The organism is Phenylobacterium sp., assembly GCF_035475775.1.
Taxonomy (GTDB): Bacteria; Pseudomonadota; Alphaproteobacteria; order Caulobacterales; family Caulobacteraceae; genus Phenylobacterium.
In genome coordinates, this window is record NZ_DATIMC010000117.1 from 1 (window position 1) to 14,181 (window position 14,181).

Annotated in this window: 13 protein-coding genes; 6 read left to right on the plus strand and 7 right to left on the minus strand. The window is 69.4% G+C overall.

Annotation, left to right across the window (positions count from 1 at the left end; genetic code table 11):
• Positions 1–35 precede the first annotated feature (35 nt).
• Both VLI41_RS14465 and ppk2 read right to left on the minus strand, forming a co-directional pair.
• Entirely contained in the window at positions 36–1,016 is a 981-nt protein-coding gene (locus tag VLI41_RS14465; protein WP_325268788.1) for an aldo/keto reductase, read from the minus strand.
• A gap of 21 nt (positions 1,017–1,037) precedes the next feature.
• Positions 1,038–1,796 carry a polyphosphate kinase 2 gene (gene ppk2 / locus VLI41_RS14470; protein WP_325268789.1) on the minus strand — a complete coding sequence of 253 codons (759 nt, stop codon included), beginning with the start codon at positions 1,794–1,796 and terminating at the stop codon, positions 1,038–1,040.
• 189 nt (positions 1,797–1,985) lie between these two features.
• On the opposite strand from ppk2, the gene VLI41_RS14475 reads away from it, so the two are divergent.
• Together VLI41_RS14475 and VLI41_RS14480 are read left to right on the plus strand one after the other, a co-directional pair.
• On the plus strand, positions 1,986–2,708 hold the full coding sequence (locus tag VLI41_RS14475) for a 16S rRNA (uracil(1498)-N(3))-methyltransferase (protein ID WP_325268790.1): 723 nt from the start codon (positions 1,986–1,988) through the stop codon (positions 2,706–2,708).
• A gap of 83 nt (positions 2,709–2,791) precedes the next feature.
• Positions 2,792–4,147, plus strand: coding sequence for a glutamate--cysteine ligase (locus VLI41_RS14480; protein ID WP_325268791.1), 1,356 nt, complete (start codon positions 2,792–2,794; stop codon positions 4,145–4,147).
• On the opposite strand, the gene VLI41_RS14485 is transcribed toward VLI41_RS14480, so the two are convergent.
• Both VLI41_RS14485 and VLI41_RS14490 read right to left on the minus strand, forming a co-directional pair.
• Complete coding sequence (locus tag VLI41_RS14485) at positions 4,144–5,946, minus strand: aspartyl protease family protein (protein WP_325268792.1); 1,803 nt, start codon at positions 5,944–5,946, stop codon at positions 4,144–4,146. The two genes, VLI41_RS14480 and VLI41_RS14485, sit on opposite strands and share 4 nt — an antisense overlap.
• A 70-nt stretch (positions 5,947–6,016) precedes the next feature.
• Entirely contained in the window at positions 6,017–6,526 is a 510-nt protein-coding gene (locus VLI41_RS14490; RefSeq protein WP_325268793.1) for a DUF427 domain-containing protein, read from the minus strand.
• Positions 6,527–6,689: 163 nt separating this feature from the next.
• Here VLI41_RS14490 and VLI41_RS14495 point away from each other — a divergent pair, with 163 nt between their 5' ends.
• Positions 6,690–8,546 carry an oligopeptide:H+ symporter gene (locus VLI41_RS14495; RefSeq protein ID WP_325268794.1) on the plus strand — a complete coding sequence of 619 codons (1,857 nt, stop codon included), beginning with the start codon at positions 6,690–6,692 and terminating at the stop codon, positions 8,544–8,546.
• On the opposite strand, the gene VLI41_RS14500 is transcribed toward VLI41_RS14495, so the two are convergent.
• Positions 8,547–10,592 (minus strand): TonB-dependent receptor, encoded by a 2,046-nt coding sequence (locus tag VLI41_RS14500; protein WP_325268795.1) that lies wholly within the window; start codon positions 10,590–10,592, stop codon positions 8,547–8,549.
• Between the two features lie 129 nt (positions 10,593–10,721).
• On the minus strand, positions 10,722–12,152 hold the full coding sequence (gene tldD / locus VLI41_RS14505) for a metalloprotease TldD (RefSeq protein ID WP_325268796.1): 1,431 nt from the start codon (positions 12,150–12,152) through the stop codon (positions 10,722–10,724).
• A 124-nt stretch (positions 12,153–12,276) separates the two neighbouring features.
• Here tldD and VLI41_RS14510 point away from each other — a divergent pair, with 124 nt between their 5' ends.
• Positions 12,277–12,819, plus strand: coding sequence for a GtrA family protein (locus VLI41_RS14510; protein ID WP_325268797.1), 543 nt, complete (start codon positions 12,277–12,279; stop codon positions 12,817–12,819).
• Here the strand turns inward: VLI41_RS14510 and VLI41_RS14515 are convergent.
• A complete protein-coding gene (locus VLI41_RS14515; protein ID WP_325268798.1) occupies positions 12,758–13,168 on the minus strand; it encodes a hypothetical protein in 411 nt (136 codons plus the stop codon). The genes VLI41_RS14510 and VLI41_RS14515 overlap by 62 nt on opposite strands.
• Positions 13,169–13,306: 138 nt before the next feature.
• Here VLI41_RS14515 and VLI41_RS14520 point away from each other — a divergent pair, with 138 nt between their 5' ends.
• Positions 13,307–13,648: a VOC family protein gene (locus VLI41_RS14520; RefSeq protein ID WP_325268799.1), complete on the plus strand. Its 342-nt coding sequence runs from the start codon at positions 13,307–13,309 to the stop codon at positions 13,646–13,648.
• 60 nt (positions 13,649–13,708) lie between these two features.
• Positions 13,709–14,181: hypothetical protein (locus tag VLI41_RS14525; RefSeq protein ID WP_325268800.1), on the plus strand; the 473-nt coding region annotated here is incomplete at its 3' end.

The window sequence follows — 14,181 nt, forward strand, 5'->3', positions numbered from 1 at the left end:
TTCGTTCCGCGGCCTTCCGCGTTTTCCGCGGTTCCCTACGCGTGATCCAGCACCGGCTTGGCCTCATACGGCGCCTCGAGGGCCTTCACCTCGTCGGCGGTGAGCTTGATGTCGACCGCCGAGACCGCCTCCTCCAGGTGGCCGAGCTTGGAGGCGCCGATGATCGGCGCGGTGACGGCGGGGTTCTTCATCACCCAGGCGAGCGCCACCTGCATGTTGGTCAGCCCGCGCTGCCTGGCGATCTCGGAGACCGCGTCCACCACCTTGAAGTCGGCGTCGCGGAAATAGAGCCTGGGGCTGAACTCGTCGGTGCGGGCGCGCTCGGTGTTGCCCTCCTTCGGCGCGGCGCGGCCGCCGGCCAGGAAGCCGCGCGCCAGCGGCGACCAGGGGATCACCCCGATGCCTTCGCTGCGGCAGAGCGGTAGCATCTCGCGCTCCTCCTCGCGGTAGACGAGGTTGTACTGCGGCTGCATGGAGACGAAGCGGCTCCAGCCGTTCTCGTCGGAGACGGCGAGCATCCTGGCGAACTGCCAGGCGTACATCGAAGACGCGCCGATGTAGCGCGCCTTGCCGGCGCGCACGACGTCGTTCAGCGCCTCCAGCGTCTCGGCGATCGGCGTCTCGTAGTCGAAGCGGTGGATCTGGTAGAGGTCGACGTAGTCCATGCCGAGCCGCTTCAGGCTGGCGTCGATCTGCGCCATGATCGCCTTGCGCGACAGACCCCGCTCGTTCGGCCCCGGCCCCATCGGCCCGTTCACCTTGGTGGCGAGCACGATCTCCTCGCGCCTGGCGAACTCCCTCAGCCACTTGCCGGTCACCTCCTCCGAGGCGCCGATCGAATAGACGTTGGCGGTGTCGAAGAAGGTGATCCCCTTCTCGACGGCGGTCTTGAAGAACGGCTTGGCCTGCTCTTCGTCCAGCACCCAGCTGCGCCACTTCGGCGAGCCGTAGGTCATGCAGCCGAGGCAGAGGCGCGAGACCTTCAAGCCGGTCTCGCCAAGACGCACCTGTTCCATCGCGACCTCCCGGTTTCTCCGCTAGCGGGCGAGCCGGCCGTCCTCCAGCGCCGCCATCTCGAAGGGAAAAAGCACGCCGGGATCGGGGGCGTCCACCTCATCCGCTATGGCCTTGGGCGCGAGCGTGCGGACGAGGCCGCTCAGCAGCGCCAGGTGCGCCCGCTTCTTGTGGTCAGCCCTGACGATGGTCCAGGGCGCGGTCGGCGACTGGGTGCGCCGGAGCATGGCGTCGCGCGCCTCGCTGTAGGCGTCCCACTTCTGTTGCGCGACGGCGTCCATCGGCGAGGCCTTCAAGGCCTTCAGGGGATCGGTGGCGCGTTCCTGAAGCCGCTCCGCCTGCTCCTTCTTCGAGACGTCGAGCCACAGCTTGACGAGCTTCAGGCCGCTGTCGACCAGCATCGCCTCGAAGGTCGGGACCTCGCGCAGGAACCGCTCCTGCTCCTCCGGCGTCGCAAAGCCCATGACGCGCTCGACGCCGGCGCGGTTGTACCAGGAGCGGTTGAAGATCACCGTCTCCCCGGCCGCCGGCAGGAAGCGGATGTAGCGCTGGAAGTACCACTGGCTGCGCTCGCGCTCGGAGGGCTTCGGCAGCGCCACGACGCGGGTCGAGCGCACCGACAGGTGCTCCGTCAGCACCCGGATCGAGCCGTCCTTGCCCGCGGCGTCGCGGCCCTCGAAGATGATCAGCACCTTCTCGCCCGCCTGCATCGCGTGCTGCTGCCAATGCACAAGAGCGAGCTGCCGCTTCTCCAGCTCCGCTTCGTACTTGTCGTCGTCCATGGCGGGATTAATGCGCGATCGTCAACGCCGGCCCAAACGCTTCCTCCTTCCTCGTCATCCCGGACGGCCTGCAAGGCCGATCCGGGACCCAGCAGCCGTGCGCACCGCCTCTGGGTCGCGGCTCTGCGCTGCGCTGCGGCCGGGATGACGGTTTGTGGGAGTGGCGGCCGCCCAGTTAAACACCGACCAATGATCCGTCTATTCGTCCGCAACGACCTTGCGCCGGGCGCCGAGCTCGACCTCGACGAGGGCCCGAGCCGATACCTGGCCTCGGTCATGCGCCTCACCGTCGGGGACGCGCTGCTGGTGTTCAACGGCCGCGACGGGGAGTGGCGGGCGCGGGTGGCGAGCGTCGGCAAGCGCGCGGTCAGGCTCTCGATCGAAGCCCGGACGCGCCCGCAGGCCGCCGGCCCCGACCTCGAGCTCGTGGTGGCGCTGGTCAAGCGCGCCCGGCTGGAGACCATCATCGAGAAGGCCGCCGAGCTCGGCGCCGCGCGCGTCCGCCTGGCGACCACCGAGCGCACCAACGCCGAGCGCACCCGCGTCGACCGCCTTGTCGCCATCGCCACGGAGGCCGCCGAGCAGACCGGCCGCCTCGACGTGCCGGAGATCTCGGCGCCGATGAAACTCGACCGCCGGCTCGCCGACTGGCCCGCGGACCGTCGCCTGCTGTTCTGCGACGAGGCGGGCGACGCGCCGCCGATGCTCGAGGCGCTCGGTGGCCAGCCTGCAGGCCCCTGGGCGATCCTCATCGGCCCGGAAGGCGGCTTCAGCCCACGCGAGCGAGACCTGATCCGATCGCTGCCGTTCGCGGTCCCCGCCACGCTCGGCCCGCGCATCCTGCGCGCCGACACCGCCGCCATCGCCGCGCTGGCGCTCTGGCAGGCGACGCTCGGCGACTGGCGCTCTTGAGCTTCCCCGATTTGCGCCCACCTATCCTGGCAGCGTAAGGATTTCGGCCGACCCCCCAGGGGTTGGGCTCGGGGAGGTGACGGATGGCCGAGGTCGCTTGCGACGATCGCCCGCTGGTGTTCGAAGACCTGGTCCGCTGGTTCGAGGCGGGCGCCAAGCCGAAGGCCGCCTGGCGCGTCGGCGCCGAGCACGAGAAGTTCGTCTTCCGCCTGGGCTCGCACGCCCCCGTCCCCTATGAGCCGCAAGGCATCAAGGCGCTGCTGGAGGGCCTCGCCCGCTACGGCTGGGCGCCGGTCTGCGAAGGCGAGAACGTGATCGCCCTGGAACGCGGCGCGGCCAGCGTCAGCCTGGAGCCGGGCGGCCAGTTCGAGCTCTCCGGCGCGCCGCTGGAGACCATCCACGACATCTGCGAGGAGACCGGCGGCCATCTGCAGGAGGTCAAGGTCGTCGCCGACGAGCTCGGCCTGGGCTTCCTCGGCCTCGGCTTCACGCCGGTCTGGACCCGCGAACAGGTCCCGATGATGCCCAAGGGCCGCTACCGGATCATGCGCGCCTACATGCCCAAGGTCGGCGGCAAGGGCCTGGACATGATGTTCCGCACCTGCACCGTGCAGGCCAATCTCGATTTCGGCTCGGAAGCCGACATGGTCGCCAAGTTCCGCACCTCGCTGGCGCTGCAGCCGATCGCCACCGCCCTGTTCGCCAACTCGCCGTTCAAGGAAGGCAAGCCCACCGGCTTCGTCTCGGCCCGCGCCGACGTCTGGACCGACACCGATCCCGACCGCACCGGCATGCTGGATTTCGTGTTCGCCGACGGCTTCGGCTTCGAGACCTACGCCAACTATGCGCTCGACGTGCCGATGTACTTCGTCAAGCGCGACGGCCGCTACATCGACGTGGCCGGCCGCTCGTTCCGCGCCTTCATGAAGGGCGAGCTGCCGGAGCTGCCCGGCCAGAAGCCGACCCTGAAGGACTGGGCCGACCACACCACCACTCTCTTCCCCGAGGTCCGGCTGAAGCAGTACCTGGAGATGCGCGGCGCCGATTCCGGGCCGTGGAGCCGGCTCTGCGCTCTGCCGGCGCTGTGGACCGGCGTGCTCTACGACGGCGCGGCGCTCGGCGCCGCCTGGGACCTCTGCAAGCACTGGGAGACCGCCGACCACGAGCGGCTGCGCGAGGACGTGGCGCGCCTGGGCCTCAAGGCCGAGGTGGCGGGCCGCGCCGTGCAGGATGTGGCCAAGGACATGCTGGCCATCGCGCGCGAAGGCCTGAAGCGCCGCAACCGCCTCTCCGGCGGGCTGGTGGACGAAAGCGGCTACCTGGCCGAGCTCGACGCCATCGCCGAGACCGGCGTCACGCCCGCCGAGCGTCTGCTCGAGCTCTACAACGGCCCGTGGCAAGGGGACGCGAGCAAGGTCTTCGAGGCGTTCGCCTATTAGCCCGCGGTTTTGAGAGGCGTCCCTGGCGCGGACAGCCCGTAGCGCTTGGCCTGCGCCGACAGATTGGGCGCGATCGCGGCTGCGGCTGCAATGTCCGCCTCTCCTCCGGGCTTGTCGCCCTTCTGGAGCTTCGCGAGTCCGCGCCCGTAAAGCGACCACGCGCTCTTGGGCTGCAGCTTCAAGGCTTCGTTGTAATCGGCGAGCGCCAGGTCGAGCTCGCCGCGACGCAGGTGCGCCAGACCCCGGCTGTCGAACAGCGCCGCCACGTGCGGTCCGCGCCGGACGGCGGCCTCGCAGTCGGCCAGCGCCTTGTCGAGATCATGTCCCCACAGCGAACGCGCCCAGCAGCGGCCGTTGAGCGCGTCCACCATGCGCTCGCTCTTCGGGTGGCCCGCGATCCAGGCGTCGTAATGGACGATCGCCGGTTCGAACCGCCCACTCGCCGAATACAGACTCGCCGCGATCAGCTCGCGATCCGGCTCGGCCTTGATTGCGGCCGCGAAGTCGTCGGCGGCGCGGTGCTCGTCGCCCGCCGCGAGGTAGAGCACGGCGCGCTGCATGTGGGCCCGCACATCGCTCGGGTCGAGCTTGAGCACTTCGTCGAAATCGGCCATCGCCAGCACGCCGTTGTGCAGGCCCAGGTGCGCCTCGGCGCGATGGCGGAAGTACTCGGCATCCTTGGGATCGAGCTCGGTCGCGCGCGTGAAGTCCGCGAGCGCGCCGCTGTAGTCGTGACGCGACATGGACGCCTCGCCGCGCCTCGCGAAGCCCGCCGCATCGGTGGGCACATCGGCATATTGGGCGGCCGCCGCCGGCGCGGGAGCGGGGGTTCCCGCCTGGGTGAGCGCAACCGACGGTCGGCCGAGTTGGAACACCGGCCCGCCGTTGTAGGTGAAATAGAGCCGCCGCTGCTGCTTCGAGTAATAGATGCGATGGGAAAGGAAGAAGTCCGCGCCCAGCAGCATGTCGGAGCCATCGAGCGAAAGGTTCGCAACTCTCAAGCGCGTGTGCTGGATCTGCTCGCCGCCGATGTCGAGGCTGTCGAACGGCGCGACCCAGCTCTCCATCACGCGACCGCCGATGCCCGTCGTGGGCCCGGAGGCCTGGACGCCCGCGGCCTCCGGCCGGAATCCCGCCTTCTCGGCCGCCGCGAGCTTGACGTAGGAAACCGGCGCACCCGTGTCGAAGATCACGTGCAGGGTCTGGCCGTTGAGCTTCGCCTCGGCGCGCAAATGCGGGGACTGGGGCCCGATCGCATTCAACTCGACCACCCCGACGGCCCGGCCGCCGGACCAGTAGGCCAGGTTGGCTTGTTCGCAGTCGGCGGAGGGGTGCATGAGGCGGATCACGCCATTTCCGAGGTCGTACTCGGTGTCCATGGCGGCGAGCACGTTCTGCCCAATGACGCCCCCACTTCCGGGATCGACGCTGGGCAAGGCGAGGAAGACGACGTTTGGAATCTTGATGCCGTCGATGCCGAGGCTCACGCGCACGATGTTCAGGCGCATGTCCGTGCCGCCGGCTCCTTTGGCGTAATAGCCGATCGGCGCCGGGTACATCTCCAGCTTCATGCGCTGGGCGGTCTCGGTGTTGATGAAACTGACCGCAGCGCCGCTGTCGACCGTGAAGGTGGTGTCCTGACCGTCCACCTTCACCGTCACGTGCGCCCTCAAGCCGACCATCGTCGTCGGCAACTCCGCGACCTTGCCGATGTCGCATTTCGCCGCCGCAAGGGCCGCGTTCCCCTGGGCCGCGAGAGCCGTCACTGCGAACGCGAGGAGGATGCCCCGACCACTCATTGGCGGAGCCTAGAACGTCAAAGCTCCGCTACGGAAGCGAAAACTCGCGCCAGGTACGCCTCGCCGCCGGTCAGCGGACGCCGCCCTCCTGGGCGCCCGGCGTCTCGACGTTCGGCTCCCAGCGCTCGGCCTGGCTCTGCCCATCGCCGGCATCGGTGTGCTGGACGACGGCGTCGACGTTGGGCGCCCCGTCCCTGTGATGTGGGTTCACGGCCGCGTCATCCACCGGATAGACCTCGATCCCCTTGGACCGGTCGAAGGCGAGGCGGCCGGTGATCGGCTCCATGGCTTCATAGGGCGTCTCGTAGGACCACACCGCGTTCTCGGCGAACTCCCCGTCCATCAGGATCGTGTAGTAGCTCGCGTCGCCCTTATAGGGGCAGTGGGTGACCTTCTCCTGGCGCGACATGTACTCCATGGCCACGTCCTCGCGCGGGAAATAGACCACCGGGTCATAGCCGGCCTCGCTCAGGATCAGCGCGTTGTCGCTGTCGGCGATCACGTGGCCGGCGAAGAACGCCCGCCAACGGGTCCGGGCGGGCTCCAGGGTGATCGGATGGTCGGGACCGGGCTTCAGCATGCGGGCCTCCTCCTGCTGATCAACGCACCAGGGCCGGGGGTAGGTCCGCGGGACCGGCGCTTGCTTGTGCCGGTGTGGAACGCGTGATCTCCTTCCCGCAAATCCGCAGCGGCGGGAGGATGTGAGCTCGGCCGCCGCCCGAAGTCCAGGACCCAGACCCCGCATGGATATCGTCTTCGTCGCCGGAATCGTGGTGAGCCTTGTCACCGCCGTCCCCGTGATCATCCAGCTGCGTCATCATCCGCGCGGCCTGACGGTCCTGTTCTTCGCCGAGATGTGGGAGCGCTTCTCCTACTACGGCATGCGGGGGCTGCTGATCTTCTTTCTGACGCAGCACTTCCTGATGGGCGACACGATCGCCAACGGGCAGTACGGCGCTTACACCTCGCTGGTCTACCTCATGCCGCTGATCGGCGGATTCCTGGCCGACCGGTTCCTGGGGGCGCGCAAGGCGGTGGCGTTCGGCGCCTTGCTGCTGGTGCTCGGCCACACCACCATGGCCTTCGAGGGCAAGCCCGCCATCCAGGTCCTGACCTATCACGGCGCGCGCTACGAGTTTCAGGTCACCGGCCGCGCCGACCATCGCCAGGTGAAGCTGCTGGTCGCGGGCCAGCCCCACGCCTATGCCTCGGCCGCCGATGGCGGACTCGACATCAAGGGCCTGCCCGCGGGCGCCCCGCTGCCGGCGCATCTCGCCAAGGGCGACTACCAGCTCTCGGTGCAGGATCCCAACCCGGGCTTCCGCAACGTCCTCTATCTCGCGCTCGCGCTGATCATCATGGGGGTCGGATTCCTCAAGGCGAACATCTCCTCGATCGTCGGACAGCTCTATCCGCCCGACGATCCGAGGCGCGATCCCGGCTTCACCCTCTACTATTTCGGCATCAACCTGGGCTCGTTCTGGGCGGCCATCGCCTGCGGCTGGCTGGGCCAGCAGATCGGCTGGTGGGCGGGGTTCGGCGCGGCCGGGGTCGGGATGCTGGCCGGGTGGTTGGTGTTCGTGATCGGCAAGCCCCTGCTGGAGGGCAAGGGCGAGCCGCCCGACCCTGTCGCCCTCGCAAAGCCGCTCCTGGGTCCGCTGAACGGCGAGTGGACCATCTACCTGCTCGGCCTGGCGGGCGTGGGCGGAGTGTTCTTCGTCGTGCAGAGCTACGCCATCGTCGGCGGGCTCCTGGCGGCAGGCGCGATCGCCACCCTGGCCTACCTCGTCTGGTACATGGCCGCCCGCTGCGGCAAGGTCGAGCGCGAGCGCCTGATGCTGGCCATCGTGCTGATCCTCGGCTCGGTGGTGTTCTGGGCGCTCTATGAGCAAGGCGGCTCCTCGCTCAACCAGTTCGCCGAACGCAACGTCGACCTGCGGCTCTGGGCTGGGCAGTCGATGACGCCTGCGCAGACGCAGTCCTTCCAGGCGAGCTGGATCCTGATCTTCGCCCCTGTCTTCTCGGCGCTCTGGGCCTGGCTCGGCCGCCGCGGCCGCGATCCCAATCCGATGCTGAAGTTCTCGTTCGGCCTGCTGCTGATCGGGGCCAGCTATTTCGTCATCGTGGGCGCCGCGGGCTTCGCCAGTCCCGACTACAAGATCCCACTCGCCATGCTGGCGCTCGCCTATCTCGCCCAGACGACAGGCGAGCTCTGCCTCTCGCCGGTGGGCCTCTCGCAGATGACCAAGCTCGCGCCGCCGGCGCTGATCTCGACGCTGATGGCCACCTGGTTCCTGGGCACCTCGGGAGCCCAGTGGCTCGCGGCCAAGATCGCCCAGCTCACCGCCGCCGACTCTATCGCCGGCCAGGTGCTCGATCCCGGCAAGGCGCTGGCCACCTACGTGCACGTGTTCGCCATGATCGGCGGTTGGGGGCTGGCTGCGGGCGTGGTGTTCCTGGCGCTTTCTCCGTTCCTCAAGCACCTGGCGCACCAGGCGAAGGCTCCCAGGCCGCAGCAGCCCGAGCCGACCGCGCCCACCCTCGATGGCGAGCGCCAGGCGGTGAACCGGCAGGCGGCGCGCGCCGACCGTCGCGCCTGATCAGCCGAACTCTTTCCGGATGCGGACATACCAGCTGTAGGGGAAGGTGAAGGTGCGCTCCTGCACGTCGGGCGTCCCGCCCACGGAGCGCGGCCCCGGGAAGATCAGGATCTCGTCGCGCAGCCGCACATGCGGGTGGTTGATCAGCGGCAGCTCGACCCTGAGGCTCAGGTCCGGCCTGGGCTTCCACTCCGCGAACGGCCGCGCATAGGTCTGCAGCTTGTAATTCTCGATGAGGTTGAACCGGTAGGCGCGCTGCTGCCAGCCGCCGAACAGGTCGAAGCCGACGCTCGCGTCATAGGCCGGCAGATCCTGGTTGAAGTTCACCGACCAGTCGAGGGGATGCAGGTTCGAGATCGCCCGCATCTGGCGGGTCGTGGGATCGGTCACGTGCGACCAGCGTTCGACGATATCGAACTTCAGGAGCGCCCCCTTCCAGCCGAAGCTCTCGAAGCGGAGCGTGCCGGTGGCCTCCACCTCGTCCTTCGTGCCCGAGCTGATGTTGGTCGGCTGGTCTAACACCGAGCCGTCGGCGGCGAACACCGGGCCGCGGTCCACTGCATCGGTGATCTCGAAGTGGCGGGCAGCCAGTATCAGGCTCGAGCCGCGCCATAGCTGCCGCTCGATGGCCGCCTCGCCGACCCAGTCCTGTTCGGGGTTGAGGTTGGGGTTGCCCGCGGTGACGCCGACGCTGTTCGTCAGGTTGGTGGAGGCCACGAAGTCATCGAAGTTGAGCTGGCCGACCACCCGCTCCAGGCGCACCCGCAGCTGGGTTCCGCGGGTCGCGGTCCAGGCGACGGCGAGCCGGGGCCTGGCGAACTGCAGCCGCTTGGCCAGCACCACGTCGCCACGCGAGGAGATGTCGGAGCTTTCGTAAGCCACGTCCGCATCGACCGTGAGGGTTGAGAGCGGCCGCCAGGCGAGCTTGACGAAAGATTCCGTCCGCTTCTCCTCCACCCGCACGTTGGCGGCCGGCAGGACCTGCGGAGCGCCGTCGATGCTCAACGAGGTGTGGCTGTCGAGCTTGTTGTCGGCGTTCTCCGCGCCGGCCTCGATGGACAGCGTCGAGCCGATGCGATGCTTCAGGACGGCGCGCAGGATCAGCTCGCTGGAGCTGCGCAGGTTGAAGAAGTCGTCGGCGGCGTCGCGTCCGGTCACGGCGGGATCGGCGTCGGCGGAGCTCGAGTCGGTCTTGCGGTGGCGCGAGGTGCGCAAGCCCACCAGCTCCAGCGTCGTGCTTGGCCCGACGGCGCGGCTGTAGCGGGCGCCGCCCTCCGTGTCGTACGTCTTCTGGACGAGGTTGAACGCCTGCAGGTCCGCGGCCGGGGAGCTGACGAAATCCTGCTCCGGCTCCTTGAACTTTTCCTGGTTGAAGTAGGTGTTGAACCTGAGCCTGCCGCCGAGCAGCGGCGTCTCGAGCGCGCCGGTGAGCTGGCCGAGGGTGTCCGTGCCCGCGGTCTTGATCCGGGCGAGGAACGGCGGCCGTCGATCGGCGAAGCGGACCTCGTTGTGGCCGGGCCCGACCCCGTCGTCGGCGCCCTTGCCGACGTGCAGTCCGCCTTCCCAGGTCCGGCCGCCCGGCAGTGAACCGGAGCCTTCGAGCCGGATGCCGCCGAGGTTGCGGCCGTCGTCCACGTGCTGGCTGGCGAGCGCCACGATGGCGTGCGCGCCGGCGCCCTTCTTCAGGACGACATTGGCGATCACCGTCTTGCCCTGCATGTCGACGCCCGGGGCGCCGCCGCGGATCACGTCGATCCGCTCGACCCTGGCCGCCGGAATGCGCTGCAGGATGGCGTCGAGCGGGTCGCTCTTGGCGGCCGGCCGCTCGCCATTGACCAGCACGTTGCCCGCCGCGCCCTCGAAACCGCGCACGCTGGCGCCCGTGTCGAGCAGGAAATCCGGGATGCGGTTCACCATGTCCAGCGCGGTGCCGGTGTTCGCCCCGGCGAAGTAGGACGCCGGATAGGACACGACGCCCTGCGGCGGAATCGCGGGCGCAGGGTTGGCCGGCGCGGCCGCCTGGGCGAGGACAAGCAGCAAGCTCATGGACGCGGGACTCTCCTGCAACGGAGATGGCCGCGGGCCGCACGGCGGGCCAATTAAATGCCCGTAAGGTGCATTAAATCTGCGAAACCTTGCCGCCGATAACCTGCGCGGCGGAGGGCGAGCGCGCGCCTAGAGGCTGGTGCCGCCGACGGTGAGCCCGGTGATCTTCAGCGACGGCTGGCCCACGCCCACCGGCACGCTCTGGCCGGACTTGCCGCAGACCCCGATGCCGGGATCGAAGTCGAAGTCGTCGCCGATCATGGTCACCCGCGTCAGCGCCGAGGGTCCGTCGCCGATCAGGGTCGCGCCCTTCACCGGCGTGGTCACCTTGCCATCCTCGATCAGGTAGGCCTCGGTACACTGGAACACGAACTTGCCGTTGGTGATGTCCACCTGCCCGCCGCCGAAGTTGGCGCAATAGAGCCCGCGCTTGGTCGAGGCGATCATCTCCTCGCGCGGCGTCTCGCCCGCCAGCATGGCGGTGTTGGTCATCCTGGGCATGGGCATATGGGCGTAGGACTGCCGGCGCGCATTGCCGGTGGGGGCCAGGCCCATCAGCCGGGCGCTCATCCGGTCGTGCATGTAGCCCTTCAGGATGCCGTCCTCGATCAGGATGGTCCGCTCGGTGGGCGTGCCCTCATCGTCGACGGTGAGCGAGCCGCGGCGGCCGGCGATCGTCCCGTCGTCGAACACGGTGACGCCCGGCGCGGCCACCCGCTCGCCGATGCGCCCGGAGAACGCCGAGGTGCCTTTGCGGTTGAAGTCGCCCTCCAGGCCGTGGCCCACCGCCTCGTGCAGCAGGACGCCGTTCCAGCCCGGCCCCAGCACCACGTCCATCTCGCCCGCCGGGCAGGGCACGGCCTCCAGGTTGACCAGCGCCTGGCGCAGCGCCTCCTCGACATGCGAGCGCCAGTTTTCCTCGGTGATCCAGGTCTCGAAGCCGGCGCGCCCGCCCGACCCCGTGTAGCCGTTCTCGCGGCGGCCGTCCTTTTCCACGGTCACCTGCACATTGATGCGGCACAGCGGGCGCACGTCGCGGATCAGCCGTCCGTCGGCGCGCACGATCTCGACGATCCGCCGCTCGCCGGCCAGGGAGGCCATCACCTGCACCACGCGGGGGTCGCGGGCGCGGGCCCAGGCGTCGATCTCCTGCAGCAGGGCGACCTTGTCGCCGAACGCGGGCGAGGCGAGCGGATCGTCCTCGCCGTAGAGCTTGGCGTTGGTCGGCCTGGGCGCATCGGCCGCCTGGCCGGAATAGCCGCGCCTGGCGAGCTTGGCCGAATCCGCCGCCCGGCGGATGGCGGCCTCGGTGATCTCGCTGGCGTGGGCATAGCCCGCGGTCTCGCCGGCCACGACCCGCAGGCCGAAGCCCTCGGTGGCGTCGTAGGCGGCCGACTTCAGCCGCCCGTCGTCGAACAGGAAGCTTTCACTCTCCGAGCGCTCGACGAACAGCTCGCCGTCGTCGGCGCCGGCCAGGGCGTCGGAGAGGATCTCCCGGGCGCGGTCCGGCTCGACGCCGACGGATTGCAGGATGGAGGGGGCGGGGGCGTGCGCGTTCATGGGTCCAAGATAGGGAGACGCGGGCGCCGCGTCACCTCCCCGGCGTCCGCCCGGGCTCGCGCCTCCGCGGAGGTCCGCAACCCAGCGGTCAAGCCCGCGTTCGGCTGGGGTGAAGATCAAACCGTTGCGGCCGGGCCGTGTCGTTCGCGGCTGCGCGCGCGAAGGGCGGCTCGCGGCCAGGTACACCGCGGTCAGCCTGGTCGGCTTCGCGGTGGATGCGACCTGTCTGCAGGCGGGGCTGTCGCTGGGGCTCGGGCCGGCGTGGGCGCGGGTGGCCTCTCTGGCGCTCGCCATGCAGGCGACCTTCCTGCTGAACGGCCGCCATGTGTTCGGCTCGCTGGGGCCCGGACGCGCGGCCGTGCGCCAATGGGCGACCTACATGGGCACGAACGCGTTCGGGAACCTCTGCAACTACTGGATCTTCGTGACCCTGGTCTCGACGCATTGGCGGATCGTGGGCGAGCCGGCCTTCGCGTTGTGCGCCGGCTCGGCCTGCGCCTGGGCGCTCAACTATGGCTGCACACGCTGGCTGGTGTTCGGACGCGCCGTGCGGCTGGGGCGCACGGTGCTGAGGCGGGCCGGCGAGCGCCGGCGGCGCGGCGAGGTCAGCCCCGCGCCGGCCCGCCGCGTCCCTCGACCAGCCGCACCACGATGCGCTCGCCGGTGACCGCCTTGGCGGTCCAGCTGCGGCCGGACGGGATCGCCGTGCAGTAGCTGAACGGCGCCGGGATCGGCCGCGACTGGCGCAGGCACAGCTTGTCGCCCGAGATCCGCCAGCGGCCGCGCGAGCGGTCGCCGCGCCGGCCCATGGCGGTGTAGTCGCCGGACGGCTGCAGCCACAGCCGCGCGGTGCGGCCGTCCGGATAGGTTGAGAGGATGGTGTTGCCGAACGCCTGGCGCACCTCGGGCGGCGCGGAGGCTCCGGGCTCGGCGGCCACGGCCGCCATCGGCAGGGCGAGGAGCCCCGCCCCGATCAGGGCGAGCCTCCAGGCAGGTTGGGATCGGGCGTTGTTCATGGCCCGACAACGCGCGAGGGCCGCGCGGGGCTGCGCCCGGTTCGGAGCGGCGGCGGGCGAGGCGCCGCCGAAGGGGCCTTTTCAGGCGCTGGTCGCCGGTCTAGAACATTAAGCGAACATCGGGATCTGGAGACCGCCATGCGCGAGGACGGCAAGATCGATTACGTCGAGTTCCCGGCGGGCGACCTGGTCCCGCTGAAGGCGTTCTATCGCGCGGCCTTCGGTTGGACGTTCACCGACTACGGTCCGGCCTATTGCGCCATGTCCGAGGGGCTCGACGGCGGCTTCAACGCCGAGGCCTCCGACCGGGCCGCCGCGCCGCTCGTCATCCTCTACGCCCACGACCTCGCGGCGATGGAGGCGCGCGTCCGCGCCGCCGGCGGGGCGGTGACCCGGCCGATTTACGGCTTTCCGGGCGGCCGTCGCTTCCACTTCCGCGACCCCGCCGGCAACGAGCTGGCGGTGTGGAGCGAGGGGTGATCCCTGGCGCAAGATTCTCTTCAGAATCGCAACAGTAGATTCGCTCCCCGGGAGGTGAGCGTGGGCATTCGACGGATAATCATCTGCATTCTCTTGGCGGGCGTCTTCAGCTGCCTGACGTGGGCCCGCGCCACGGCCGCCCCCCAGCCGATCAGGCTCACGCGCGCAGCGATCAAGCTGCACGAGGGCGATGTCTGGGGCCATTGGGGACAGGCGCTGATATGCAACCTCGCGCCTGAAGAGCTCCGCTGGAAGTCAGACCAGTCGGAACTGAACACCAAGCGGTTCTCTGAGGTGTTCGACGAAGAGCTGACCGCCGCCGGGTTGCGTCAGTCGCGGGTCGATAGTCTGTTCGATGAAGCCCCTACAGCCGGGCTACAGCTTGGAGTCGCCATCATCAGCATTGACGCTCAGATCTGCAGCAGCAGTGACGACGACTACGGAACCAACCGAACCTTTCGCGGAAAAATGACCATGGGCGCGGAATGGCAGGTCTACGATCCCGTTCGGGCCCAGATCATTGCCAGGATCTC